The 23247-nt window shown below is 72.1% G+C and carries 26 protein-coding genes; 11 read left to right on the top strand and 15 right to left on the bottom strand.

Features of this window, described 5'->3' with window-relative positions; all coding sequences use genetic code 11:
• Positions 1 to 2 precede the first annotated feature (2 nt).
• The 6 genes from AC0NH5_RS26035 to AC0NH5_RS26010 form a co-directional block, all read right to left on the bottom strand.
• Positions 3 to 197, bottom strand: coding sequence for a hypothetical protein (locus tag AC0NH5_RS26035; protein WP_474408536.1), 195 nt, complete (start codon positions 195 to 197; stop codon positions 3 to 5).
• 179 nt (positions 198 to 376) lie between these two features.
• Entirely contained in the window at positions 377 to 799 is a 423-nt protein-coding gene (locus AC0NH5_RS26030; protein ID WP_474408534.1) for a hypothetical protein, read from the bottom strand.
• Between the two features lie 19 nt (positions 800 to 818).
• Positions 819 to 1454 (bottom strand): response regulator, encoded by a 636-nt coding sequence (locus AC0NH5_RS26025; protein WP_474408532.1) that lies wholly within the window; start codon positions 1452 to 1454, stop codon positions 819 to 821.
• Positions 1451 to 2524, bottom strand: a complete 1074-nt coding sequence (locus tag AC0NH5_RS26020) for a sensor histidine kinase (RefSeq protein WP_474408530.1) — start codon at positions 2522 to 2524, stop codon at positions 1451 to 1453. Before AC0NH5_RS26020 ends, AC0NH5_RS26025 begins: the two co-directional genes overlap by 4 nt.
• A gap of 34 nt (positions 2525 to 2558) precedes the next feature.
• A complete protein-coding gene (locus tag AC0NH5_RS26015) occupies positions 2559 to 2837 on the bottom strand; it encodes a hypothetical protein (protein WP_474408528.1) in 279 nt (92 codons plus the stop codon).
• Between the two features lie 10 nt (positions 2838 to 2847).
• Complete coding sequence (locus tag AC0NH5_RS26010) at positions 2848 to 3192, bottom strand: hypothetical protein (protein WP_474408931.1); 345 nt, start codon at positions 3190 to 3192, stop codon at positions 2848 to 2850.
• Positions 3193 to 3358: 166 nt separating this feature from the next.
• Between AC0NH5_RS26010 and AC0NH5_RS26005 the strand changes: the two genes are divergently transcribed.
• Both AC0NH5_RS26005 and AC0NH5_RS26000 read left to right on the top strand, forming a co-directional pair.
• Positions 3359 to 3490 carry a hypothetical protein gene (locus AC0NH5_RS26005; protein WP_474408526.1) on the top strand — a complete coding sequence of 44 codons (132 nt, stop codon included), beginning with the start codon at positions 3359 to 3361 and terminating at the stop codon, positions 3488 to 3490.
• 44 nt (positions 3491 to 3534) lie between these two features.
• A complete protein-coding gene (locus AC0NH5_RS26000) occupies positions 3535 to 4221 on the top strand; it encodes a hypothetical protein (RefSeq protein WP_474408525.1) in 687 nt (228 codons plus the stop codon).
• Here the strand turns inward: AC0NH5_RS26000 and AC0NH5_RS25995 are convergent.
• Positions 4218 to 4769, bottom strand: a complete 552-nt coding sequence (locus tag AC0NH5_RS25995; protein ID WP_474408523.1) for a thymidine kinase — start codon at positions 4767 to 4769, stop codon at positions 4218 to 4220. The genes AC0NH5_RS26000 and AC0NH5_RS25995 overlap by 4 nt on opposite strands.
• A 72-nt stretch (positions 4770 to 4841) precedes the next feature.
• On the bottom strand, positions 4842 to 5135 hold the full coding sequence (locus AC0NH5_RS25990; protein WP_474408521.1) for a TM2 domain-containing protein: 294 nt from the start codon (positions 5133 to 5135) through the stop codon (positions 4842 to 4844).
• Positions 5136 to 5244: 109 nt separating this feature from the next.
• On the opposite strand from AC0NH5_RS25990, the gene AC0NH5_RS25985 reads away from it, so the two are divergent.
• Positions 5245 to 6525 (top strand): vanadium-dependent haloperoxidase, encoded by a 1281-nt coding sequence (locus AC0NH5_RS25985; protein WP_474408519.1) that lies wholly within the window; start codon positions 5245 to 5247, stop codon positions 6523 to 6525.
• A gap of 287 nt (positions 6526 to 6812) precedes the next feature.
• Here the strand turns inward: AC0NH5_RS25985 and AC0NH5_RS25980 are convergent, their stop codons facing one another.
• Positions 6813 to 7604 carry a hypothetical protein gene (locus AC0NH5_RS25980; protein ID WP_474408517.1) on the bottom strand — a complete coding sequence of 264 codons (792 nt, stop codon included), beginning with the start codon at positions 7602 to 7604 and terminating at the stop codon, positions 6813 to 6815.
• 170 nt (positions 7605 to 7774) lie between these two features.
• On the opposite strand from AC0NH5_RS25980, the gene AC0NH5_RS25975 reads away from it, so the two are divergent.
• Positions 7775 to 9433: a serine/threonine protein kinase gene (locus AC0NH5_RS25975; RefSeq protein WP_474408515.1), complete on the top strand. Its 1659-nt coding sequence runs from the start codon at positions 7775 to 7777 to the stop codon at positions 9431 to 9433.
• Positions 9434 to 9482: 49 nt separating this feature from the next.
• Positions 9483 to 9977 (top strand): hypothetical protein, encoded by a 495-nt coding sequence (locus AC0NH5_RS25970; protein WP_474408513.1) that lies wholly within the window; start codon positions 9483 to 9485, stop codon positions 9975 to 9977.
• Positions 9978 to 9981: 4 nt separating this feature from the next.
• Here AC0NH5_RS25970 and AC0NH5_RS25965 read toward each other — a convergent pair whose 3' ends face one another.
• Entirely contained in the window at positions 9982 to 11112 is a 1131-nt protein-coding gene (locus AC0NH5_RS25965) for an LCP family protein (protein ID WP_474408511.1), read from the bottom strand.
• Positions 11113 to 11368: 256 nt separating this feature from the next.
• Here AC0NH5_RS25965 and AC0NH5_RS25960 point away from each other — a divergent pair, with 256 nt between their 5' ends.
• The 5 genes from AC0NH5_RS25960 to AC0NH5_RS25940 all read left to right on the top strand — a co-directional run bounded on the left by AC0NH5_RS25960 (position 11369) and on the right by AC0NH5_RS25940 (position 18803).
• Complete coding sequence (locus AC0NH5_RS25960) at positions 11369 to 12838, top strand: GGDEF domain-containing protein (RefSeq protein ID WP_474408510.1); 1470 nt, start codon at positions 11369 to 11371, stop codon at positions 12836 to 12838.
• Positions 12839 to 12870: 32 nt separating this feature from the next.
• Positions 12871 to 15093 carry a putative bifunctional diguanylate cyclase/phosphodiesterase gene (locus AC0NH5_RS25955; protein WP_474408508.1) on the top strand — a complete coding sequence of 741 codons (2223 nt, stop codon included), beginning with the start codon at positions 12871 to 12873 and terminating at the stop codon, positions 15091 to 15093.
• Positions 15094 to 15474: 381 nt separating this feature from the next.
• The gene (locus AC0NH5_RS25950) at positions 15475 to 16224 is read left to right on the top strand and encodes an SDR family oxidoreductase (protein WP_474408506.1); all 750 of its coding nucleotides are present in this window, start codon (positions 15475 to 15477) and stop codon (positions 16222 to 16224) included.
• A gap of 1 nt (position 16225) precedes the next feature.
• Positions 16226 to 17203 carry an SMP-30/gluconolactonase/LRE family protein gene (locus AC0NH5_RS25945; protein WP_474408504.1) on the top strand — a complete coding sequence of 326 codons (978 nt, stop codon included), beginning with the start codon at positions 16226 to 16228 and terminating at the stop codon, positions 17201 to 17203.
• A 163-nt stretch (positions 17204 to 17366) separates the two neighbouring features.
• On the top strand, positions 17367 to 18803 hold the full coding sequence (locus tag AC0NH5_RS25940) for an FAD-dependent monooxygenase (RefSeq protein WP_474408502.1): 1437 nt from the start codon (positions 17367 to 17369) through the stop codon (positions 18801 to 18803).
• A 15-nt stretch (positions 18804 to 18818) separates the two neighbouring features.
• Here the strand turns inward: AC0NH5_RS25940 and AC0NH5_RS25935 are convergent, their stop codons facing one another.
• The 5 genes from AC0NH5_RS25935 to AC0NH5_RS25915 all read right to left on the bottom strand — a co-directional run bounded on the left by AC0NH5_RS25935 (position 18819) and on the right by AC0NH5_RS25915 (position 22117).
• Complete coding sequence (locus tag AC0NH5_RS25935; protein WP_474408500.1) at positions 18819 to 19544, bottom strand: DUF6082 family protein; 726 nt, start codon at positions 19542 to 19544, stop codon at positions 18819 to 18821.
• A 305-nt stretch (positions 19545 to 19849) separates the two neighbouring features.
• Positions 19850 to 20107 carry a hypothetical protein gene (locus tag AC0NH5_RS25930; RefSeq protein ID WP_474408499.1) on the bottom strand — a complete coding sequence of 86 codons (258 nt, stop codon included), beginning with the start codon at positions 20105 to 20107 and terminating at the stop codon, positions 19850 to 19852.
• 6 nt (positions 20108 to 20113) lie between these two features.
• Positions 20114 to 21631 (bottom strand): aldehyde dehydrogenase (NADP(+)), encoded by a 1518-nt coding sequence (locus AC0NH5_RS25925; protein ID WP_474408497.1) that lies wholly within the window; start codon positions 21629 to 21631, stop codon positions 20114 to 20116.
• Positions 21628 to 21813, bottom strand: coding sequence for an enolase C-terminal domain-like protein (locus tag AC0NH5_RS25920; protein WP_474408495.1), 186 nt, complete (start codon positions 21811 to 21813; stop codon positions 21628 to 21630). Before AC0NH5_RS25920 ends, AC0NH5_RS25925 begins: the two co-directional genes overlap by 4 nt.
• A 43-nt stretch (positions 21814 to 21856) precedes the next feature.
• Positions 21857 to 22117 (bottom strand): DUF3040 domain-containing protein, encoded by a 261-nt coding sequence (locus AC0NH5_RS25915; protein WP_474408494.1) that lies wholly within the window; start codon positions 22115 to 22117, stop codon positions 21857 to 21859.
• A 345-nt stretch (positions 22118 to 22462) separates the two neighbouring features.
• Between AC0NH5_RS25915 and AC0NH5_RS25910 the strand changes: the two genes are divergently transcribed.
• Positions 22463 to 23247: cytochrome c oxidase subunit I (locus tag AC0NH5_RS25910; RefSeq protein ID WP_474408492.1), on the top strand; the 785-nt coding region annotated here is incomplete at its 3' end.

Here is a 23247-nt window from a genome sequence, read left to right as displayed (position 1 = left end):
GCTCACAGTTCGCCCACCAATACGCTCGTCTCCCGCTCTGCCGCGGCGGCGACGCCGCAGCCGGTCACGGCAGCGGCAGCGGCCGGCGCGGGCTCGGCGTCGTCGGCCGCTGCTGCGCCGAGAGCCCTGCCGGCCGCCCTCGCGACCAGAGCGGGACCGACAGCGTCGGCGGCCCATCGCCCGGTCGAGACCTCCATGTCACCGGACGCTAAGGCCTCGATGGGCCGCTGCCTTCCTCCGGAACGGATGAGCCGCACGCCGGCCCACACCCTCTGATGCATCCTAGGAGGCTAGTTCGAAACCCGGCCCGCACTGCCGGCGTGGGATGCGACCCTCGGCCGGCATTCCCGCATGATCCCCGTCTCGGGACCCGTGGTCAGTGGCCCGAGCGGCGCACGAGCATCGGCACCAGCATCGCCGGGAACATCAGAATGTGGCCGGCTGTCATCAGCGTCCCGCCCGAGATCCACCCCAGCCAGTACGGCGGCAGCAGCACCACGAACGGCACGTACATCGCCGCGCACATCTCGCCGATGTGGGCCCACGAGTGCCGGCGGATCCGCATCCACAACGCCATTCCGATGGCCATGTTCGTGGCCATCACCATGGCGTGCGCGTCGGGATGCGCGTCCAGTCCGGGTACCGCCCGGTCCCACAGCGGGGCCAGCGCGATCATCCCGACGAACATCGCCACCACCATCTCGAGGTAGTGGCCGAGGAACCGCAGTTTCGTCATGCCATCGATGGTCGGGCCGCGCGGGCCGTACGGCAGGTGCCGGAGGTCATGGTCCGGGGTCATGATCCACCGTGACCCGGGCTCAGAGCAGGCCGAGCTCGCGCGCCCGCAACGCCGCCCGGGTCCGGTCCCGCACGCCCAGCTTGCCGAGCACATTGGTCACGTGGTTCTTGACCGTCCCCTCGGCCAGGAACAGTTCGGCGGCGATCTCCCGGTTGCTGTGCCCGGAAGCGACCAGCCGCAGCACTGACAGTTCCCGTTCCGAGAGGGGCACCGGCAAGGCCTGCGCGGAGGTGTCCGCGACGAAGTGGGACAACACTCGCGCGGCCACCGACGGCTGCAGCACCGATTCGCCGCGCACCGCCGCCCGCACCGCCTCCAGCAGCCTCTCCGACGAGACGTCCTTCAGCAGATAGCCCACCGCCCCGGCCCGCAGCGCCGCGAACACGTCCTCGTCGTCGTCGAACGTCGTCAACGCGATGACCCGGGCGAACGGCAACTCGGCCCGGATCCGCCGGATGGCCGACACGCCGTCCAGGACCGGCATCCGCAGGTCCATCAGCACCACGTCGGGCCGGAGCGCGGCCACCTGCGTCAGCGCTTCCGCCCCGTTCCCGGCCTCGCCCACCACTTCCAGGTCGGGGGCGGCGCCGAGCAGCACCCCGAGCGCCTCACGGAACAGCGCCTGATCGTCCACGAGCAGGACGCGCACGCTCATCCGGGCACCTTCATCCGCAGCGTCGTCCCACCGTCCGGGGCCGCCGAGAACGTCAGTTCGCCACCCAGCTGTGCGGCCCGTTCCCGCAGTCCCAGAAGCCCGAAACCGCTGCCCGGATCGTGCGCTCCCACGCCGTCGTCACGCACTTCGACCGAGACGGAATCCGGCGCCGAATAGTCGAGCACCACCCGGACCCGGGACGCCGCCGCGTGTTTGCGGACGTTCGTCAACCCTTCCTGCACGGCGCGGAACAATCCTTCCTCCGACTCGGGGCGTAACGCTCTGCCCGTACCCGCGATCTCGAATTCACCAGGGATTGCGCAAGCCGCGGCCATCGCACGCAGCGCTTCCGGCAGCGGCGCCGCCGGGCGTGGCTCGCGCAGCGCGCCCACCGACCGCCGCACCTCCCGCAGCGCCTCCTCGGCCTGCTCCTGTGCTTTGGCCAGCATCTCCTCGGCCCGGCCGGGCGCCGCCCGCGCGGCCTTGATCTGCATCTGCACCACCGTCAGCGCGTGCCCGAGGCCGTCATGAATGTCGCGCGCCACACGATTGCGTTCCTGCACCGCGGCCAATTCCTCGATGCGCAGCGCATGGTCCCGGAGCCGTTCGTGCGCCGAGGCCAGCTCCGCCCGGGCCCGTTGTTCGCGCATCAGCAGAGTGGTCACCACGGCGGCGAAAGCGCCGACCGCCAGCAGCCCGAGCCCTTCCCGCACCCCTTCCGCGAGTTCCATCCCGGTGTGGAAGAACGGCAGTGCCGCCACCACGACGGCGACGGCCGGGACGGGAAGCAGAAGCACCGTCTGAACGACGAGCACGACCAGCATCAACGTCGCGCCGACCGACGCGTGCGACAGGACGAACGTCAGGAAGCCGAGAAGGAACAGCAGCGCGACATGGCCGTACCTCCCGATCCGCGCCTTGCGGTGCTCGACCCGCGGGAACCCGAGCGTGGCCACGAACAGGAACACCGCCGCCGGCCACAGGGCGGTCGCGGGCCGGCTCTCGCCCGCCACGTCGACCAGCAAGGTCAGAAAGGCCGCCACGGTCAGCGCGGCCATCGCCCGTCTCACCCCGACACTGTGCCACGCTCCGGCCGGTGCGACGTCAGGCCCGCTCCCGTTCTTCGGTGCGGAAGGTGCGCCAGCCCCGGCGGTGATAGTTGGGCAGCGCGTGAGGATGGTCCACCGACGACGTGTGCAGCCGGATCCGGGTGACCGCCGGCGCCGGCTCCCAGGCGGTGCGGACACCGAGCGTCAGCGCGTACCCGCCGAGGCCGCGCCCCAGGAACTCCGGCGCCGGGCCGGCCGGCTCACTTGGCACGGGGTCGGCCGGGACGAGCTGGTCGCGGCCGGTCATCTCCAGATGGGTGACGGTCTCCCTCACCGGGGCCACGTTACCGGTGTTCGCCGCGCCGCCGGTCGTACCCGAGCGCGAGCCCCGTGGCCACCGCGCCGGCGGCCTCCCACAGCGCCACCCCGAGAAATTCGGCCGGTGCCACGTCCGCCACGACCAGACCGGCGAACACCAGGAAGGTCAGCAGGCGGAACGGCACCGTGAACCGGAAGAACGGCCGCCACTCGGTTGCCGTCGCCACCAGGTAGTACACCCCCATGTTCAGCGACGCCATCGACGACGCCGTCACGAACACCCGCGCGTCCGGGCCGATCGACGGGAAGCCGGCGCCGGCGGCCACCACAGCCGGTGCCACCAGCCCGGTCACCCCGAACACCGCCGCCATCGCCCCGAACACCGCGATGGTCCATCCCGCGGCGCTGCGCGGTCGCAAGATCCTCACCGGCGTGAATGTACTCAACGGGTGAACGTGCGGGCGACGGACTCCCGGTTGTGCGCCATCAGGTGCACAGTGATCTGCCCCGTCCGCCGGCACCGCTCACAACGGAAGGATGCGACGACAACCGCCCGCCTGGCAGCCCACGCCGGAAGAGATCGAACAGATCAAGCGCGCGTTGCGCACCGAGGCCCACCCGCCGACGGTCCGCAGCGGCCTCGGCGCCGCGGTGCGCAAGGCCCCCTGATCCACCGGGCACCGGGATCCGCGCGGTCCTGCGAGAATGCCGCCGTGATCGATTCTCCGGCGGGCCGCCTCAGCCCCGGTGTCCTGGCAGTGTTGCTGGCCGCCGCCTGCGCCACTCCCGGCAGCACACCGTCCGCCGCCGCGCTCCCGTCGGCGACCTTCCCACCCGGCTGCGACGTCGCCACCGCCGGGATCAGCTGGCAGGAGCCCGTGCAGCAAACCCGGCTCACCCGGGTCGTCCTCTTCCGCGCGGTCCGCGAGGACCCCGCCGGCGAGGACGTTCTCGACGAGCCGTTCGCGCCCGCCGTCACCGGTGCGACCGCCTCCGCCGAATGGACTGCCCGGCTCGCCCGGTCCCTCAGCGCCGAGATCGATGCCGAGGTGAAGGCCGGTCCGGTGACGGTGCCGGACGGCGGTGACCTCGGCATGTCCGGTGGCCGGATCGACTCCGCCATCCCGGAGACCCTGATCTACCAGGGCGTCGACACCGTCGCGGCGACGTTCACGGTCGACTGCGCGACGCCCGTCACCGGCACCTTCACGTCCTGGACCAGGGCCCGGGTCGGCGGTGTGAACTGTGCGAACTACGAGCGGCCGGCCGAACGCCTGGGCCGGCTCGCCCACCCGTACTGTCCGCGTACCCCGGGTCCGGAGTCCTCGTCCCGCGGAGGCACCGCCACGTTCCTCGAGCCGGGCACCAGGATCGGGGAGCCGAGCCGCCAGATCAATTAGGGCAGCACCACGCAGCGCCGGCACCGGGCCTCGTACGTGTAGGTCCCGTCGTCCGGCAGCGCCGTCGACGGCGCCAGCTCGCGGATCATCGGCTTGCCGTGCTCGAGGACCTGGGTGTGCGTCGCGTCCAGCGACCGGCACAGGTCGCACACCGCCCGCCGGTAGATCACCTTCTCCGGCGCCAGCTCGAACAGCGCCCGCACCGGGGCGAACAGCTGTCCCCGGTGGTCCAGATCGATGCCCGCCACCACCACCTTGACGCCGGCCCGGACCGCCCGGCCCAGCACCGCGATGTCGTCGACGGTGAACATGTGGATCTCGTCGACGCCGATCACCTCGACCCCGTCGTCGGCGGCCCCGGCCAGCGACTGCACCTTCACCGTCTCGAGGGTGCCGCCGGACCGCGACATGACCGCGGTGTCCCGCCCGTGCCGCGCCGACTGATAGATCCGGTGCGGGATGCCGGTGTGCTGCAGCGGCGACAGCAGGCTGATCATCTCCAGCGATTTGCCGCCCTTCATCGGGCCGAGGATCACGGTCAAATCCATGCCGGAGACCGTGCCACCAGCCACCCGGCCAGGCCAGCGGCGGAGACGAACATTACAGCCGCCGGCCGCACGTCAGGCGTCGACGATCCCGTACCGCGCCATGATCGCCGACCGTCGCGCCCGGTTCACCGCGCGCACCCGGCGCCCCACGACCAGACCGTCGGCCAGCGTCCACAGCCCGAGCCCGCCGAGCGTGAACAGCATCGCCACCGACCGGCCGGTGTCACCCAGGTAGAACCGGTGCCCGCCGATCAGGCCGACGACGGCCCACAGCGCGTACGCCACCCGGGGGTCCTTGCGAACCGATGCGAACTCCGACTCGGCCCGGAGCACCCGGAACCTCTCCCACTCCGGCAGCTCGTTCACCGCGCAACGATAACCGCCACCGTAGAGACTCATATCCGTCAATCGATTGTCCCTCGGGAGCCGACTCGGCAGGGTGGGCGGCAAAGCCGACCGCACCACGGGGGTTCCCATGGCACGCCGATCGACCGCCTTGGCCGTGCTGACCGCACTGGCCGTGACCGTTCCCACGCCCGCCGCGGCAGCGCCCGCTGCCGACGCCCGGGCCGCCGCACCCCATGCCGTCACCACGAACGCCGTCATCGCCTGGAACATTCACGCCCAGAACGCCGCCTACGGCACGGCCCGGCAGTCACCGACCGCCGCCACCCGCAGCTTCGCGATGGTGCACGGCGCCGTCTACGACGCCGTGAACGCCATCGCCGGCCGGCCCTACGAGCCTTACCTGGTCGCTCCGCGCTCACGGCCCGGCGATTCGGTGCCCGCAGCCGTGGCGGCCGCCGCCCACCGCGTACTCACCAGTCTGTTCCCGGCGCAGGCGACGACGTTGCAGGCGCAGTACGACGCGGCACTCGCCGCGATCCCGGACGGCCGGGCCGAGCGCGGCGGCGTCGCCGTCGGTGAGGCAGCGGCCGCCGCCATGATCCAGGCACGGGCCGGCGACGGCGCGTTCGCCGCCGTCCTGTGGCCGGTCGGCGACCAGCCGGGCCAGTACCGGCCGACGCCGCCGGCCTTCGTCAACGCCGGCGCCTGGTACGCCCGGCTGAAGCCGTTCTCGCTCCGTGACCCCGGCGCCTTCCGCATCCCGGCCCCGCCGGAACTGACCAGCGCCGCCTGGGCCCGCGAGCTGAACGAGGTCAAGATCCTCGGCGAGGCCGGCAGCACGATGCGGACCGCCGAGCAGACCGAGGCCGCGACCTGGTGGGACGACCCGCTGATGGTCGAGTGGGAGATCAAGCGCAACCTGGCGACCTCCCAGCGGCTCAGCACCCTGCAGACCGCGCGCCTGTTCGCGATGGTCGAGGTGGCCGCCGCGGACGCGCTGATCGCCTGCTACCGCGAGAAGACTCGCTGGGCGTTCTGGCGCCCGGTCACCGCGATCCCCCTCGCCGACACCGACGGCAACCCGGCGACCAGCGCCGACCCCGACTGGCAGCCGCTGCGCGTCACCGCCCCGTCCGCCGAGTACCCGTCCGGCCACGCCTGCTTCACGACCTCGGTGATGACCTCGTTCCGCACCTTCTTCGGCCGCGACGACGTCCCGTTCAGCGCGTACAGCCCCGACTCCGGCACCACCCGCCACTACGACAGCTTCGCCGGGGCCACCGCCGAACTGGCCGAGGCACGCATCTGGGCGGGCGTCCACTACCGCTTCGCCGTCGTCCACGGCACAACGATCGGCCGGGACGCGACCCGCGAGGTGCTGCGCCACGAGTTCCGCCGCAACCGCTGACGACGCCGACGGCCCGGCGCGATGCCGGGCCGTCGGCCCACACAGCCCGACCCGCACGGTGATGAGCTACCCCGCCGCCCAGAACCGGGCCCCGGCTGCGCCGAGGGAGGCGTCGAGCGGCCGGTCCGGAGACTCCTCGACCGGCTGGAACTGGCCGCTGCCGGGAGACAGCCGGCCGCGCAGCACCCGCGGGCGATGGTGACGGCGCCGCTCAGCGCCGACCGAGGCGCGTCCGGGCCTGGCGGTCGGGCATGTGTCCCGGCGCGTCCGGCCCGGCGCGCCGGATCTCAGCAGCCGAGTCGTGTGGTGGACAGGGCGATGTCGTCGATCCACAGGTTGAACTCGTCCGGGGTGGTCCCGGGCTGGTACAGCTGCCAGCCGATCTTCACGGTGTCCACCGCCGGCAGGATGAAGGGGACGTCGTTGCCGCCGTGGCGGGTGGTGGAGGCGGTCAGCTCCGGGTTGGCGACACCGTCGATCCAGACGGCGACGCGGTTGTCGGCCGGGTCGAGGAGCCACTCGAAGCACTGCCAGGTGTCCTCGATGACCGGGGCGGACTCGCGCCATGCCGTCCAGTCGCCGGTGGGGCCGCCGTCCGCGCCGACGCCCCAGAAGATGCCGGGGACGGTGGGCGCGTACTGGCCGCCGATCGGCCGGACGACCTCGGCGCTGCCGGTGCCGGTGGCCTCGACGAGCGTGAAGTGGGCCCAGTCCGGGGCGGTGGGGAACGCGTCGACGCGCAGCCGCATCCGGCCGTAGAACCGGTTGCCCGGCGCCGCGAAGTCGTCCACCCGCAGGAACGCGCGACCGTTGTCGACCGTGCGGACGTGCAGGTGCTTGCCGCGGCGGCCGCGCTCGACGGCGAGGGTGCCGTTGCGGGTGTCGACGCCCCAGTTCAGCGTGCTCGGGCCGCCGGTCGGGAGCCGGTCGAAGTCCTCGCAGAAGAGCAGGCCCCGGGTGCAGGAGCCGCGGTGTGCGGCACCCGGTGCGGCGGCGGTGCCGGTGGCACCGGCCGGGACGCTGCCGGCCGTGGCGCCGAGCAGCAGCGCCGCGGCCAGGGCGGCGATCACGTTGCGCATGGTTCCTCCTCCGTACGGTCATATGGGAGCGCTCCCATCATCGCAGGTGATCGATGTATGGCAAGTCGTCGCCGAACCGACACACGGCGAAGATCACCGGGTGCCCGGTGGTAGTGACGAGGGTGAGTAGACTCCCGGGGCGCGGGAGGCGCCTGAGGGGGACGACAGAGATGAGCACGCCGCTCCGTCCGGGCGACCGGACCCGGCTCGGCCGGTACGAGTTGATCGGCCGGCTGGGCGAGGGCGGCATGGGTGCTGTCTATCTGGCGCGCGATCCTGACGGGCGGCAGGTCGCCATCAAGATGGTGCGGCCCGAGTTCGCCGACGACGCCGAGTTCCGTGGCCGGTTCCGCAGCGAGGTGAACCGGGCCCAGCAGGTGCCGCCGTTCTCCACCGCCGAGGTCCTCGACGCCGACCCCGACCACGAGCCGCCCTACCTGGTCGTCGAGTACGTCGACGGGCCCAGCCTCGCCGCCGAGATCCGCGACCGGGGTCCGCTGTCCGGCGCCGCCCTGCACAGCGTCGCGGTCGGCACCGCCACCGCGCTCACCGCCATCCACAGCGCCGGTGTCATCCACCGCGACCTGAAACCGGGCAACGTGCTGTTCGCCCGCGGCGGCATCAAGGTGATCGACTTCGGCATCGCGCGGGCGTTCGAGGCGACCAGCCAGCACACCCGCACCGACCAGATGGTCGGCACGGTGGCCTACATGGCGCCGGAGCGCTTCGACGCCGAGGGCGGCCGCCCGGTGACCGCCGCCGCGGACATCTTCGCCTGGGGCGCTGTCGTGGCGTACGCGGCGACCGGCCGCACCCCGTTCGCCGCCGACAACGCGGCTGCCACCGCCATGCGCATCCTCACCCAGCCCCCGGACCTGACCGGTGTCCCGGCGTCGCTGGTGCCCACCGTGGAACGGGCTCTCGCCAAGGACCCGCTCGAACGGCCGACCGCCCGGGAACTGCTCGACATGCTGCTGGCCGGCGGCGCCGGCCCCATCCGGCCAGGAACCCGGGCGGCGGTGCCCACGCAGGTGTCCCCGGCCGCTCCGGGCGCCGAACACGCTCCGGCGCCGGAGCCTTCCTCGCCCTCGGGCCCCGTCCGGGCATCGGCTCAGGCCGCGGCCATCCACCCGGGACCGGCGGACCAGCCCGTGGCCAGGCGGCGGCGCTGGCCGCTGCTGATCGCCACCATGGCCGCCGTGCTGATCGCGGCCGGGCTCGGGGCGGCAGCCCGTTACCTGCCGATCCTGCCCGCCGGCCAGCAGGCGGGCGGTCAGGTCTCGCCCGGCTCCGTCGCAGGCTCGGCCCCCACGCCGTCCGGTCCGGCCGCCGTCGAGCCGATCACGCCGCAGGAACGCCTCGATGCCATCCTGCGCGGCGACCGGCGCACCCTGATCCACGTCGCCGAGGTGGATCGTGACCTCGCGCTGGACCTCTCCGACTACGAGGTGGCGACCGGCGACGGGACCGGCGCGAAGTCGGAGTTCTCGCTGATCCGGGTCGGCGTCGACCACATGATCCGGACGCTGCGCGATCCCACCGGCGCGCAGCGGTGCCTCGGTGTCAAGGTCGTACCGGACGAGTTGGCCCGGCTCGTCGCGACCAGGTGCGACCCCAGCAAGGCCACGCTGTTCTCGCTGAGCCGCACCGACGGCGGCGTCGACGACCAGGGCCGGCCCACCTATCACATCTACAACGAGGACCACGGCTTCGTGCAGTTCGACGCCGACGACCGGGTGCTGTACGTGCAGCAGGTGGGTGACGCCGACCCGATGTCCACGTTCAGTTTCGTGGACCGGGGCTGGCTGCCCTCCCCCTCCCCCAGCTAGGACCCGGCCCGCGCGGAACCGGTTGCCTTCTCGTGGTGTCCTGGGTGACATGAAGCGCGGCTGGCTCGTACTCCTGTTGTTGGCCGGATGCTCGGCTCCCGGTGAGCCGGCGCCGGCGCCGTCGCCCGCGATCGGCTCCGCGCCGCCCGGTCCACTGTGCGTTCACAACATCATCGGCACCGAGCCGCCGGACCTGGCCTCCGCGCGCGTCGTCCTGGACGCGGTCGTGCTCCCCCGGCGGACCTTGCAGACCTCCGGGTCCGGTGTGCCCGGCGAGCTGTTCGCCAAGCAGGGACTGCTGGTCCGCGCCGACACCGAGGTCCAGATCGAGGTGGCCCCGGACGCGCCCGCCGGCACCCGGATCGGGTGGGGCAGCCCAGCTTTCCAGGGCACCACTGTCACCGTGCCCGCGTGCCCGCACCGGATCGGCTGGCTGGCCTTCGCGGGCGGTTACACCGTGCGCGAGCCCTCGTGCGTGCCGCTGCTGGTGCGCGCCGGCGGCCGCGAGGAACGCGCCGAGGTGCCCGTCGGCAAAGCCTGCTGACCGGTCACTCGCCCTTGTTCACGAAGCTGGGGTGGTCGAGCAGGAACTCGCCGACCCGGTTCTCGCTGACCGCCCGGAAGAACTCGTCCACCTCGGGGGTGAAACGCTCGCCCAGGTACTTGCCGTTGGGCTGGTGAGCGCCGCCCGGCAGGTTGATCGTGGTCATGTCGTCGGTGTTCATGTCCTTGAGCTCGAGGCCCCAGTCCACGATGCTGTGCCGGCCGCCGGCGAACGTCAGCGAGTCGCCGGCCGCGCCCATCACCTTGAGCAGTTTCGCCGGGTCGGTGACGACGTCCTTGCTCATCGCCTGCTTCGCCATGGCCTTGATGAACTGCTGCTGGTGACGCTGCCGGTCGTAGTCGGTGCGCGGCAGCCCGTAACGCTGGCGCACGTAGTCGAGCGCCTCCCAGGCCTCCAGGTGCACCGGCTTGGCGCTCTTCTTGTACTGCTTCTGCGGGCCGGTGTACGGCCGGGTGCAGCGGTGATGGCCCTGGCACTCGGGTTTGCGGTCGCGCGGCTTGCCGTTGGGCTGCAGGTGTTCGGAGGGCACGTCCTGGTCGATGACCATGTCGACGCCGCCCATCGCCTCGACGATCTTCTTGAAGCCGCCGAAGTTGATGATCGCGCCGGCGTCGAACTTCTTGATGCCGGTGACGCCGCTGACCGTCTTCGACAGCAGCTGGAAGCCCTGGGCGGTGCTGTACTTCCCGTTGCCGAGCTGGCTGCCGACCGACATCGCGGCGTTGATCTTGGCGGAGTGCGGGCGGACACCGGCCTTGGGGAACGCGGGAATGTCCACCCAGAGGTCACGCGGCAGCGAGAACAGATAGGCCCGGCTGCGGTCCTCCGGGATGTGCGCCACGATGATCGAGTCGGAGAGCGGCGCCGTCTTGTCGTCACGCGGATCGATGCCGGCCAGCAGGATGTTCAACGGACCCTTGAGATCGGTCTCCTTCGTCGCCGCCTCGGCCGGTTGCTCCTCCAGGAGGCTGGCGTCGGTGACCGCGCCCGCGTACTTCGACATCAGCGCCTGACCGGTGACGAGCACACCGCCGCTCGCCACCAGGAACACCACACCGAAGACGACGCTGATCCGTGCCCACAACGGCGCACGGCGCTTCGCGGACTTAGCCACCCGATCCCCCCATTACCGGTTCGCCCAACGATCTCGCATGATCGCACGCCTGGGCAAACGCACGAACAGCCCGCGCGGATCGAAATCAGTCCCTATGGGATGCACGATTTTTCCGCCGTGACGAAGGATCCTCACGTCGTCGGGGGCATAGTGCCCCGTCCGCCGCCGTTCACTCCGGGCGGAAACTTCGCCGCGATTCTCAGCTCCCCCGTTCACCGGCCGATGGACCGAGGTCAAGCAACGGGGAGGAGAACCCATGCGCCGGCCACGAGCCACCGCTCCGGCCTGGGCCGTGCACGTCCTCCTGCTGGTCTGCGCCGCCACCGGCCTGATCGGCTATCAGATGGCCGGGGATGACGGGCGCCCGGCGGTGCAGACCGTGGTCGCCGCCTTCCCCGCGACCACCTGGCTGCTGGCGCTGGTCAGCGGCCACCTGGGACACCGCCGTCCGTGGATCGTCGCCGTCGGCGGGCTGGCACTGCTGCTCGGCTCGCAGTTGCTGTGGCCGGAGTATGTGCGGGACGGCCATCTGGGCGCGGGCGGCACCGGCGTCCCCGACCTGGCACTCTTCCTGTCCCACGGGATGTTCCTGACCGGCACCGCGATGGCGCTGCGCCGGCGGATGACCGGGGACGCCGGCGGCGTCCTCGACGCGTCGCTGATCGGCTTGTGCGCCGGCGGCCCGATCTGGGCGTGGGTGATCCAGCCGCACCTCTCGTCACAGGTCAGCGGCGTGGGCGAGATCCTCATCCTGGTGGACGTGCTGACCCTGTGCGGCGTGTTCGGCTGCTTCGTGCGGATGGCCACCGCGGGCGGCCCGGGTCGCGGCCCGTTCCTCTACCTGCTGGCCACCGGGGCGCTGACGCTGGGTGCGATCAGCACCGGCGCCGTGACCGCCGGACAGGAGAACCGCTGGGTCGCCGCGCTCTGGATGCTCGCCTTCCTCACCCTGGCCGTCGCCCCGCTGCTGCCCGACGCGTACGCCGTGACCCAGCTTCCGCCGGCTGTTCCGGCGACCAGCGAGACCGCGAACCTGGCCTGGCTCGCCGTTGCGCTCGCCATCAACCCGTTGATCGCCGCCGTGCAGATCCTGCGGGGCAGCGACTCGGCGAACCTGTTGCTGGCCGTCGGCACGCTGATGGTCATCCCGCTGGTGCTGCTGCGTTTCCAGCGGCTCACCGCCCAGCGGGAACGTGCCGAACGGACGCTGGCCCATCAGGCTTCGCACGACGAGCTGACCGGGCTGCGCAACCGCCGGCATGTGATGGGCGAGATCGACAGCGCCCTGGCCGAGCTGGAGCGCGGCGAGCTGACCGGGGTCACCGTCCTGGTCTGCGACCTGGACGGCTTCAAGCCGGTCAACGACAGGTACGGCCATCTGGTCGGCGACGAGGCACTGCAGGCCGTGGCGGCCCGGCTGACCGCGGTCACCGGCCCCGGCGACACGGTGGCCCGGCTGGGCGGCGACGAGTTCCTGGTGCTGCGGCGCTGCCCGGACACCACCGACCCGGGTCTGGCCGACCGGATCAGGGACGCGCTGCGCTGCCCGATGAACCTGTCCGCCGGCCCGGTGGAGGTGGGCGTGACCATCGGCTCCGCCACCGCCCGCCGCGGTGACGGGTCCGGCCGGGAGACGCTGATCGGGCACGCGGACGCCGCCATGTACACCGGCAAGGCCACCCAGCGGACCCCGGCCCCGCACGCCGAACCGATCATCACCCGATAGACCAGGAACAGAGGCGGAGGGAGGTACGACCGATGCCGGCTCGCGCAGCCGCCGCAGCGGCCTGGGCGTCGATGCTGACAGCGATCGCCCTGATCGCGCTCGGCACCCGGACACCTCTGCCCGTGTACGCCGTCTGGGTCCCCGCGATCGCCGGCCTCGTCGTCGCCGTCGGCATCTGCCGGCAGACCGCCCGGACACTCGACGGCCCGCTGCGCGTCTTCTGGCGGCGGTTCTCGTGGGCGTGCGCCGGCATGCTGGCCGCCGCGATCAGCCAGACCGTCGACGCGCTGACGGTGCCCGCCACCTCGGTGCCGCCGGTCAGCGTCCGCACCATGCTCATCTACGTCGTCGCGTCCACGGTCGCCGCCACCACCCTGGTCCGGTTGCCCGCCGGCGAGCGCACATGGCGCCAGCGCACCACCGCGGTCCTCGACGTCACCGTGGTCACCCTCGCCGTCGGCATGGCCGGGTCGGTCTATCAGTGCTGGTTCCGCGACGCCCTCGGCGACGAGCCCGCGGCGGTACGCCTGAACTTCGCGGTCGCCGCGATCACCGTCGCCGGCATCGTGATCATCCTCAAGGCGATGATGTCGCGGACCAACCCGATGCCGTGGCCGGCTCTGTGGTTCCTCAGCCCGATCGCCGTCGCCGCCCCGCTCTCGGTGGTGCTGATGGACGTGCTGCGCCCGTGGCCGTACCTCAGCGGCAGCGCCGCCGTCCTCCCGGCGGCGGGTCTGATGTGCTCGTTCGCCGCCCGGCTGACCACCGACCGACCGGCGCCGGCCATCCCGCAGATCTCGTCGCGGCGCACCACCACCGTGCCGCTGCTGGCCAGCGTGCTCGCCGGCGCGCTGATCGTCACCGTGTACGCCCGCTCCGGGTATCTCGACGGCTTCCAGGTGGCCGGCGTCGCGGGGATGCTGGTGCTGGTAGCCGCACGCCAGGCGTTCGCCGTCGCGGACAACGCGATCCTCATCGACGCGGTCACCCACCACGCCGAGCACGACGAGCTGACCGGGTTGCACAACCGCCGTCACCTGGCTGCCGCGATCACCGCCGGGTGCGGCGTGCGGACCGTGGTGCTGATCGACCTGATCGGGTTCCGGTCGGTCAACGAGAGCCTCGGCACCAGCGCCGGCGACCTTCTGCTCACCGCGTTCGCGGCCCGGCTGACCGAGGTGGCCGGCACCGGCGCGGTGGTCGCCCGGGTCGGCGGCGACGACTTCGGGTTGCTGCTGGCCGGCCCGGCCGGCGCGGCCCCGATCGACCGGCTTCTCGCACTCGGGCGGGTGCCGCTGCACGTCGACGGCCAGGACGTACTGCTCGACGTGGCAGCCGGCGTGGCCGACGGCGGCGACGGCGAGGCCGCCGACCTCTACCGGCGGGCGGGCATCGCATTGCGGGCCGCGCAGGCCGGCGTCGGGCCGGTCGCGGTGCACTACGACGCCGCGCTCGAACAGCAGGTGACCCGCCGCACCCAGATGGCCGCGGACATGCAGCGCGCCCTCGGCGACGGCGAGTTCCACCTGCTCTACCAGCCGATCGTCGGCCTTCCGTCGGGGCGCATCACCGCGGTCGAGGCGCTGGTCCGCTGGCGGCGGGCGGACGGCCGGGTGGTCCCGCCGGGCGAGTTCATCCCGGTCGCGGAGGACACCGGCACGATCACCGAGCTGGGCGCGTGGATCCTCGACACGGCGTGCGAGCAGGCCGCGGCGTGGCAGGCGAGGTACGGGCCGGCGGCGCCCCGGGTCGGTGTCAACGTCTCCGCCCGCCAACTGCTGGATCCGAGGCTGCCCGGGACGGTGGCCGCCACCCTGGCCCGCCACGGGCTGGCCGCGCAGGCCCTCACCGTCGAGATCACCGAGACCGCGGTCTTCGGCGGCGGTCAGGCCCTCGCCACGGTGCACGCGCTGTCGGCGCAGGGGCTGGCCATCGCGCTGGACGACTTCGGCACCGGGCACTCGTCGCTCGGCCTGCTGCGCACCTGCCCGGTCGACGCCATCAAGGTCGACAAGTCGTTCGTCGACGGGCTGGGCGGCACCCCGCAGCAGGAGGCGATCGTGACCGCGCTGGCCGGCATCGCCGCGACGATGAACCTGCACCTCGTCGCCGAGGGCGTGGAGACCGAGGAACAGGCGCGGCGGCTCGTCGAACTGGGGTACCGCAACGCGCAGGGCTTCCACTTCGCGCGGCCGCTGCCCGCCCTCGACGTCGAGGCGCTGCTCGAACGCACCCCCGCCCCCCTCCCCGCCTGACCCAGCGTGTGAACTTCGGGTTCGCCCCGCACCCCAACTCCCCACGCAAGGCCGTCCCCACCCCAGCGTGTGAACTTCGGGTTCGCTCCGCACCCCAACTCCCCACGCAAGGCCGTCCGCACCCCAGCGTGTGAACCTCGGGTTCGCTCCGCACCCCAACTCCCCACGCAAGGCCGTCCGCACCCCAGCGTGGGGAGTTCGGGTTCGGTTCGCGCCCGAAATCACCACGCTGATTTTGGTTCGCGTTTCAAGACTGTTTCGTGGGGTGAGATCCGTCTAAAGTGCGCCCTCATGGTGGCGATGTGGTCTTTGTTCGTCTGTCTGGGTCTCGTGGTCGCGGTGGCGGTGGCCGCGTGGTTCGGCGTTCGGCGGATGTGAGCGATGAGCAACGGAGCAGTGCTGATCACCGGCGCCAGTGCCGGGCTCGGTGAGGAGATGGCGCGACAGTTCGCCGCGCTCGGCTACGACCTCGCGCTCTGCGCCCGCCGCGGCGACCGCCTGGCGCAACTCGAGCAGGAGATCACGTCGCGGCATCCGGAGCTTCGCGTGTGTGTACGCGCACTCGACGTCACCGACGACACGGCGGTCTTCGCGGTGTTCCGGGAGTTCGCCGCCGAGCTGGGCCGCATCGACCGGGTGGTGGTGAACGCCGGTCTGGGCAAGGGCGCCCCGCTCGGCAGCGGCCGGTGGGACGCGAACCGGGCCACCGCGATGGTCAACTTCGTCGGCGCGCTGGCCCAGACCGAGGCCGCCCTGGAGCAGTTCCGGTCGCAGGGCGGCGGCCACCTGGTGATCATCTCGTCGATCTCCGCGTTGCGGGGCATGCGCCGGTCGATGACCACGTACGCCGCGACCAAGGCCGGCATCGCCGCGGTCGCCGAGGGGGTGCGCTCGGAGCGGATCCCGGGCGTGGACGTGTCGGTGATCTACCCCGGCTACATCCGCTCGGAGATGAACGAGCACGTCCAGCAGCGCACCCGGTTCATGGTCGACACCCCGACCGGTGTCCGCGCGATCGTCGACGCGATCGAGAAACGGCGGGCGAAGGCGTACGTCCCGGCGTGGCCCTGGGTTCCCCTCGGCATCCTGCTGCGCACGTTGCCGCTCTCCGTCGTACGAAAAATGGTGTGAAATGACCCGCCGCCTGATCCGGCCGCGCCGCTGGCGGCCGCCCACCCTCGACGATCGCGGTCGCACCGCGGCCCTGACCGTCGACCGCAGGCTGCCCACCGGGGGTGTAGGTCCGGAGGACGTGGTCTTCGACCGCGCCGGACAGGTGATCACCGGGACCGCAGACGGCCGGATCGTGCGGCTGGACCCGGCCACCGGGGAGCGGACCGTGCTGGCGGACACCGGCGGGCGTCCCCTCGGCCTGCACGCGCGCGACGACGGCGGGGTGCTGGTGTGCGACCACGACCGGGGGCTGCTGACGGTGGACCCGGACGGCGCGGTGTCGGTGCTCGCCGAGGTGGTGTTCGCGAGCAACGTGGTGGAGGCGGCGGACGGCGTCGTCTGGTTCACCAGTTCGACGACCGAGTGGAGCCTGACCGATCACCTCGGCGACGTGTTCGAGCATTCCGGCACCGGGCGGTTGCTGCGCCGTGACCCGGACGGCACGGTGACGACGGTGCTGGACGGGCTGAAGTTCGCGAACGGCCTGGTGCTCGCGCCGGACGGGTCGCACCTGCTGATCGCGGAGACCGCGGGTTACCGGATCCGGCGGCACTGGATCGCGTCCGGGCGCACCGAGGTCCTGGTGGAGAATCTGCCCGGGTTCCCCGACAACCTCTGGCTGGGCGACGACGGCCTGGTGTGGGCGGGCATCGCGGCGCCCCGGAACGCCCTGCTCGACCGGCTGCTGCCGCTGCCCGGCCTGTTGCGGCTGGTGCTGTGGAACCTGCCCGAGGCGGTCCGCCCGAAAGCGGTGCCGATCGCCTGGGTGATGGCGTTCACCCTGGACGGCGACCTGGTGCACGACTGGCGGAGCAGCGACGGCTCCTACGGGTTCGTGACGTCGGCGGCCTCGCAGGGTGGGGTCATCGTGGCGGGAAGCCTGACCGAGGGTGATGTCGCGGTCCTCCGGCCGGCGGAAAAGGGTTCGACGCGGTGATGCCCGGGCTTGTACCGTGCGATCGACTGTGACGCGGCCCGAGGAGGTGAGACCCATGAACGATGTTCCGATGTGGGTGCTCCCCCTTCCCGTCACGGCCGGCGACTGACGTATTTGTCGCCGGGAGCGCCTCCCCACAGGCACTTCCGGAAGGCAACTACCGATGCACCACGACGTGATCATTGCCGGCTGCGGGCCGGCCGGTGCGATGCTGGCCGCTGAGCTGCGGCTGCACGACGTGCGGGTCCTGGTCCTGGAGAAGGGGACCGAGCCCGTGTCGGTCGTCCGCATCGTCGGCCTGCACATCCGCACCATCGAGCTGATGGCCATGCGCGGGCTGCTGGAACGGATCCGCGAACACGGCAGACAGCGGCCGGCGGCCGGGTTCTTCGCCGCCATCGACAAACCCGTGCCCCCGGGCCTCGACTCCGCGCACGCCTATCTGCTGGGCATCCCCCAGCCGGTCGTCGTCCGTCTGCTCGAAGAACACGCGATCGCACTGGGGGCACAGGTCCGGCGAGGTCGTACGCTGGCCGCCCTCCAGCAGGACGACGAAGGCGTCACCGTCGAGCTGGCCGACGGGGAGCAGCTGCGCTCGCGGTACCTCGTCGGCTGCGACGGCGGGCGCAGCACGGTGCGCAAACTGATCGGCGTCGGCTTCCCCGGCGAGCCGTCACGGACCGGGACGCTGATGGGCGAGATGGAAGCGGATGTGCCATGGGAACAGATCGCCGCCACGGTCACGGAGATCCGCGAGACCGACAAGCGGCTCAGCCTCCAGCCGTTCGGTGACCGGATCTATCGCGTCATAGTCCCCGCCGCCGACGTCAGCGACCGCGCGGAACCGCCCACCCTCGAGGACTTCCGGCGCCGGCTGCGCGCCGTGGCGGGCACCGACTTCGGTGTGCACTCGCCGCGGTGGCTGTCCCGGTTCGGCGACGCCACCCGGCTGGCCGAACGCTACCGGGCCGGGCGGGTGCTGTTGGCCGGCGACGCCGCCCACATTCATCCGCCCATCGGCGGCCAGGGCCTCAACCTGGGCGTCCAGGACGCGGTCAACCTCGGCTGGAAACTGGCCGCGCAGGTCCGCGGCTGGGCGCCGGACACGCTGCTGGACACCTACCAGGCCGAACGGCGGCCGGTGGCCGCGGACGTGCTGGACAACACCCGCGCCCAGATGGAGTTGCTGTCGCCCGGGGCGGGACCGCAGGCCGTACGCCGGCTGCTCACCGAACTCATGGACATCGACGAGGTGAACCGCCGCCTGATCGAGAAGATCACTGCGATCGACATTCGGTACGACCTCGGCCCCGGCCCCGACCTGCTCGGCCGTCGCCTGCCCGACCTGCCCGTGGGAGGGGGCACCCTCTACGGTCTGCTGCGCCGGGGCCGTGGCCTGCTGCTGGACCGCACCGGTCGGCTGAGCGCCGGCGGCTGGTCGGACCGGGTCGACGAGCTCGCGGATCCCGCCGTGGACCTGGACGTTCCGGGTCTGCTGCTGCGGCCCGACGGCCACGTGGCCTGGATCGGGGACGGCCAGGGGGACCTGGACGGCCGGCTCGGCCGATGGTTCGGCAGCCCGTCGGCGATCGGGTCGTAACTGCGGCGGTGCGGGTCAGCGTGATCGCCGGCCCAGGGCGGCGCCGACGACGAGCGCCGCCACACCGCCGGCGGCCAGCGCCACCCGCTTCGCTGTCCGGGAGCGCGGTGGCTCGGGGGTGGCGGCCTTGTCCTGGGTGCGCGTGTCCTCCGGGGTGTGCTGCTTTTCCGGGAGATGCGGCTGTTCCGGGGCGGCGGCCTTGAAACCCGCGTTGACCAGGGCGACGAAGCGGCGGTTGCGTTTCGTGTCGGCGTGCGCCCAGTGGTCACCGACCGACGCCCACCAGGCGCGCGCCTCGGGACGGCGGAACAGGTCCTCGGACGCACTGGCGACACGGTCGTCCTCGATGACGCCCAGGTCCCAGAGCATCAACCAATGGGCGACGGTCAGATTCGCGTACGCCCGCCGGGCGAACTCGTCCTTGGTGAAGCCGGGGATCGTCTCGTGGTCGATCGCCAGGCGCACCAGTTCGAAATGCATCACCCGTGCGGAGGACAGCATGGCCACCTTGGTCTGCCGCCGCTGCAGGACGAGCGAGACCGCGATGGCCGACAACGCGAGCGCGGACAGCATCGCCGACATCCCGCCGTACGACTGGCCGACGTCCGACAGGACCTGCCAGTCGTCGCGCTGGTCAGAGGCCCACCGCGTCATCGACGGGGTGAGCAGGACAGCGACCAACAGGAGCGCGGTGGCGAGGAGAGTGATCAGAACCGGGCGGTAGCGACGAACGGGGACCATGACGTCTCCTCGGGCCGGCGACAGTCCCATTGGACCGCACCCCGGCAAGCACCCGTTTCGGCCGTTCACGCTCCCGGGTATCGACGCGGAGGCGTTCATACTGCGGGCGCTCGGCTGCGGCGGCTCAGGGTCCGGGCGCTCGGTTGCGGGCGCTCGGTTGCGGGCGCTTCAGGTTCCGGGTGCTGTCGCGCTGCCGGCGTCCTGCCACAGATAGACGGCCAGGGAGAGCGCCGCCAGGGCGATCGCCACCCGCAGCGGCCTCTCCGGCAGCCGCCGGACCGCGGCCGGGCCGAGCCAGCTGCCGATCAGGCACCCGGCCGCCAGGCAGCCCGCGGCGGCCGGGCGATGCGAGCTCCCTGCCCGCGCAGCTCGCGCCGCGACCCGGCGGCGCCGACCGCGCTCGACAGCAGGGCCACCGTGTTGGTGACGTTCGCGGCGACCGGCGGGAGGCCGACGGCGAGCAACACCGGGTAGCTGACGAGCGAAGCCAGCCCGGCCATCGAACCCGTCAGGCCGGAACCGACACCGCCGAGGAACAGCAGACCGGCGTGATCAAGCTGCACGCGGGGTCAGGACGCCGGCCGCAGGCGCCCGTCCACCCGGCGCGGGATGCCGTCGTAGTCGTCCCTCAACTCTGCGGGCAGCAGCTCGGCCGGCGCGTTCTGCCAGGTGACCGGGCGCAGGAACCGGCGGATCGCGGTCGCGCCGACGGACGTGTGCTGGGTGTTGGTGGCCGGCCACGGCCCACCGTGGTGCTGGGCCCAGGAGACTGCCACACCCGTCGGGTAACCGTCGTAGATGATCCGCCCGGCGATGGGCCGCAGCCGCCGGGCGAGTTCGGCGGGCAGCTCCGTCTCGCCCGGTCCGCGGTGGACCGTGGCGGTCAGCGAGTTCGGCAGCCTGCTGAGGGCCGCGAAGAGGTCGGCCTCATCGGTGTAGCGGGCGATCACCGCGACCGGCCCGAAACACTCCTCGGTCGCTTCCGGGGGAAGGTCGGCTGCGGTGGTGGTGAGCAGAGTGGGAGTCGCGAGAAAGCCGCCTGACGTGTCGGGCTGGCTGCCCGCCGCCCCACCGTGCGCGGTCGCCGCGCGGAGGGCGGCGGTCCCGCGCGCGAACGACGCGGCGATGTTTCCGCTCAGCATCACCATCGGCTGGGCCGCGACGATCGCCTCGCCGGCCGCGGCGACCAGGGCATCCCCGTCCGGCCCGGCCGGGACGAAGGCCAGGCCCGGCTTCGTGCAGAACTGGCCGGCGCCGAGCGTGAACGACCCGGCGAGCTCGGTCCCGATCCGCGCCGCCCGGTCGCCCGCCGCGGCGGGGGTGACGACGACCGGGTTCAGGCTGCTCAGCTCGCCGAAGAACGGAATCGGGTCGGCGCGCTCCTCGATGATGGCGAGCAGCGCCCTGGCGCCGCCGGTCGAGCCGGTGAAGCCGACTGCCCGGATCGCCGGGTGCGCCACCAGGTCGGCGCCGGCCTGCCGGCCGTAGACGATGCCGAGCGTGCCCTCCGGTGCTCCCGCCTTGCGGGCGGCCTCGCTGAGCAGCTCGAAGCAGAGTTTCGAGGTCGCCGGGTGCGACGGGTGCGCTTTCAGCACCACCGGACTGCCCGCGGCGAGGGCGGACGCGGTGTCGCCGCCGGGCACCGAGAAGGCCAGCGGGAAGTTGCTCGCGCCGAAGACGGCGACCGGCCCGACCGGCACCAGCATCCGGCGCAGATCCGGCCGGGGACCCATCGCGGTGTCCCCGGCATGGTCGACGGTGGCCTCCAGATATCCACCGTCGGCCAGCACCGAGGCGAAGAGCCGCAGCTGGTAGCAGGTCCGGGTCAGCTCGCCGTTGAGCCGGACCTCGCCCAGCCCGGTCTCCCGGTCGGCGACCGCCACGACCCGCTCCCGTGCCTCTTCCAGCGCGGACGCCAGCGCTTCGAGCAGCGCCGCCCGCCCGTCCCGGCCGCGTGCCTCCAGGGGTTCCGCGGCGGTGAGCGCCGTCTCGCAGAGCCGGGCCACCTCGGCGGAGGTGGTCTCCTGCGCGACCACCTCGACCACGTCGCCGGTGCGCGGATCGATGCTGGACACCTCTGAGCTCACTGCGGTCCTCCTATGTCGGCACGATCCACGGCCCATGCGCTCGCCAGGTCGCGGAGAGTGACTCCGAGCCCCGGTCGGCCGGGGAGATGGATGCGCCCGTCGCGGATCTCCAGCCTCTCGTTGAACAGCGGGTGCAGCCAGTCGAAGTGTTCCACCCACGGCTCGTGCGGGTAAGCCGCCACCCCAGTCCGCCCGGGGCGCGGTGGCCAGCCGGTCGGTGCCGGATCAGCGCTTCCGGGGGCGGTGCCGCAGCGCCAACACCAGCACTACGGCCACGGCGGCCACATCAGCCACGATCAGGGCCGCCTGGGGCCCGAGGAACAGCGCCACGAACGGCAGCGCCAGGAACGTCACCGCACACAACACCGGCAGCAACGGAAAGGGGCGACCACCCGCCGCGTCCATCCGGCGGACGAAATCGGGGTCGTCCGCGCGCAGACGCGATTCGATGTCCGCCAGAGCACGGCGGTCCTTCTCGTCGAGCATCCTTCACCCCAAGCGATGGCGATGGCGATGGCGATGGCAACAAGCAATGGCGATGGCATGGGTGGCGACGGGGACGACAGTGCGACGGGCCACGGAGCGACAGAGCGGGGCGACAGGACGGCGGGGCGGTGCGGCAGAGCGACGGGGCGGGGCGGCGGCAGGGCAAGGCGGGGCCGAAGGGCGGCGGGGCAGGGCGACCGGCGCAGCACGGCACACAAGACCCGCAGACCTCACCCGTACCGCCGAATATGCGGCTGATGCGCGGATCTGGCCCGTATTACTGCGGTAGCAGCCTATAACGGAGAGTGAACACCAGTTCTCCGTATGCGAAGCTGAGGTGCCTGCATGACCACCGTCGCCCCGAGACCCGTACCCGTCCGGCCGCATCCGGTCCGCCGGCAGGTGAAGGGCTCGGCTCTCGCCCGGATCCTGCGGACCACCGACGCGAAGCAGATCGGGATCATGTACATGATCACGTCTGTCGTGTTCTACATGGTCGGCGGCCTGATGGCCCTGCTGATCCGCGCCGAGCTGGCCAAGCCCGGCATGCAGATCCTGTCGCCGGAACAGTACAACCAGCTCTTCACCATGCACGGCACAGCCATGCTGCTGTTCTTCGCGACGCCGATCGTGTTCGCCTTCGCGAACTACATCGTGCCGATCCAGATCGGCGCGCCCGACGTGGCGTTCCCGCGGCTCAACGCGTTCGCGTACTGGCTGTACCTGTTCGGCACGCTGATCGCGATGGCCGGCTTCCTCACGCCGGGCGGCGCCGCCGATTTCGGCTGGTTCGCCTACACCCCGCTGAGCGATTCGCTGCACTCCCCCGGCGTCGGCGGCAACTGCTGGGTCGTCGGCCTGGCCATCGGTGGTCTCGGCTCGATCCTCGGCGCGGTCAACCTGATCACCACGATCCTGACCCTGCGCGCGCCCGGCATGACCATGTTCCGCATGCCGATCCTCACCTGGAACATGCTGGTCACCAGCCTGCTGGTCATTCTGGTCTTCCCGTTCCTGGCCGCGGCGCTGTTCGCGCTGGCCGCGGACCGGGTGCTCGGCGCGCACGTCTTCGACGTGGCGACCGGTGGCCCGATGCTGTGGCAGCACCTGTTCTGGTTCTTCGGCCACCC

The organism is Actinoplanes sp. 13 (assembly GCF_056134165.1).
The sequence above is the reverse complement of the archived record's forward strand: the minus strand, read 5'-3'. Positions and strand labels throughout refer to the sequence as shown.

Bases quoted from the DNA above. Each gene is read 5' to 3' on its own strand.
- AC0NH5_RS26035 (WP_474408536.1), bottom strand. From the start codon at position 197: ATGGAGGTCTCGACCGGGCGATGGGCCGCCGACGCTGTCGGTCCCGCT.
- AC0NH5_RS26030 (WP_474408534.1), bottom strand. From the start codon at position 799: ATGACCCCGGACCATGACCTCCGGCACCTGCCGTACGGCCCGCGCGGC.
- AC0NH5_RS26025 (WP_474408532.1), bottom strand. From the start codon at position 1,454: ATGAGCGTGCGCGTCCTGCTCGTGGACGATCAGGCGCTGTTCCGTGAG.
- AC0NH5_RS26010 (WP_474408931.1), bottom strand. From the start codon at position 3,192: ATGGCGGCGGTGTTCGGGGTGACCGGGCTGGTGGCACCGGCTGTGGTG.
- AC0NH5_RS26005 (WP_474408526.1), top strand. From the start codon at position 3,359: ATGCGACGACAACCGCCCGCCTGGCAGCCCACGCCGGAAGAGATCGAA.
- AC0NH5_RS25995 (WP_474408523.1), bottom strand. From the start codon at position 4,769: ATGGATTTGACCGTGATCCTCGGCCCGATGAAGGGCGGCAAATCGCTG.
- AC0NH5_RS25985 (WP_474408519.1), top strand. From the start codon at position 5,245: ATGGCACGCCGATCGACCGCCTTGGCCGTGCTGACCGCACTGGCCGTG.
- AC0NH5_RS25980 (WP_474408517.1), bottom strand. From the start codon at position 7,604: ATGCGCAACGTGATCGCCGCCCTGGCCGCGGCGCTGCTGCTCGGCGCC.
- AC0NH5_RS25975 (WP_474408515.1), top strand. From the start codon at position 7,775: ATGAGCACGCCGCTCCGTCCGGGCGACCGGACCCGGCTCGGCCGGTAC.
- AC0NH5_RS25970 (WP_474408513.1), top strand. From the start codon at position 9,483: ATGAAGCGCGGCTGGCTCGTACTCCTGTTGTTGGCCGGATGCTCGGCT.
- AC0NH5_RS25960 (WP_474408510.1), top strand. From the start codon at position 11,369: ATGCGCCGGCCACGAGCCACCGCTCCGGCCTGGGCCGTGCACGTCCTC.
- AC0NH5_RS25955 (WP_474408508.1), top strand. From the start codon at position 12,871: ATGCCGGCTCGCGCAGCCGCCGCAGCGGCCTGGGCGTCGATGCTGACA.
- AC0NH5_RS25950 (WP_474408506.1), top strand. From the start codon at position 15,475: ATGAGCAACGGAGCAGTGCTGATCACCGGCGCCAGTGCCGGGCTCGGT.
- AC0NH5_RS25945 (WP_474408504.1), top strand. From the start codon at position 16,226: ATGACCCGCCGCCTGATCCGGCCGCGCCGCTGGCGGCCGCCCACCCTC.
- AC0NH5_RS25940 (WP_474408502.1), top strand. From the start codon at position 17,367: ATGCACCACGACGTGATCATTGCCGGCTGCGGGCCGGCCGGTGCGATG.
- AC0NH5_RS25935 (WP_474408500.1), bottom strand. From the start codon at position 19,544: ATGGTCCCCGTTCGTCGCTACCGCCCGGTTCTGATCACTCTCCTCGCC.
- AC0NH5_RS25915 (WP_474408494.1), bottom strand. From the start codon at position 22,117: ATGCTCGACGAGAAGGACCGCCGTGCTCTGGCGGACATCGAATCGCGT.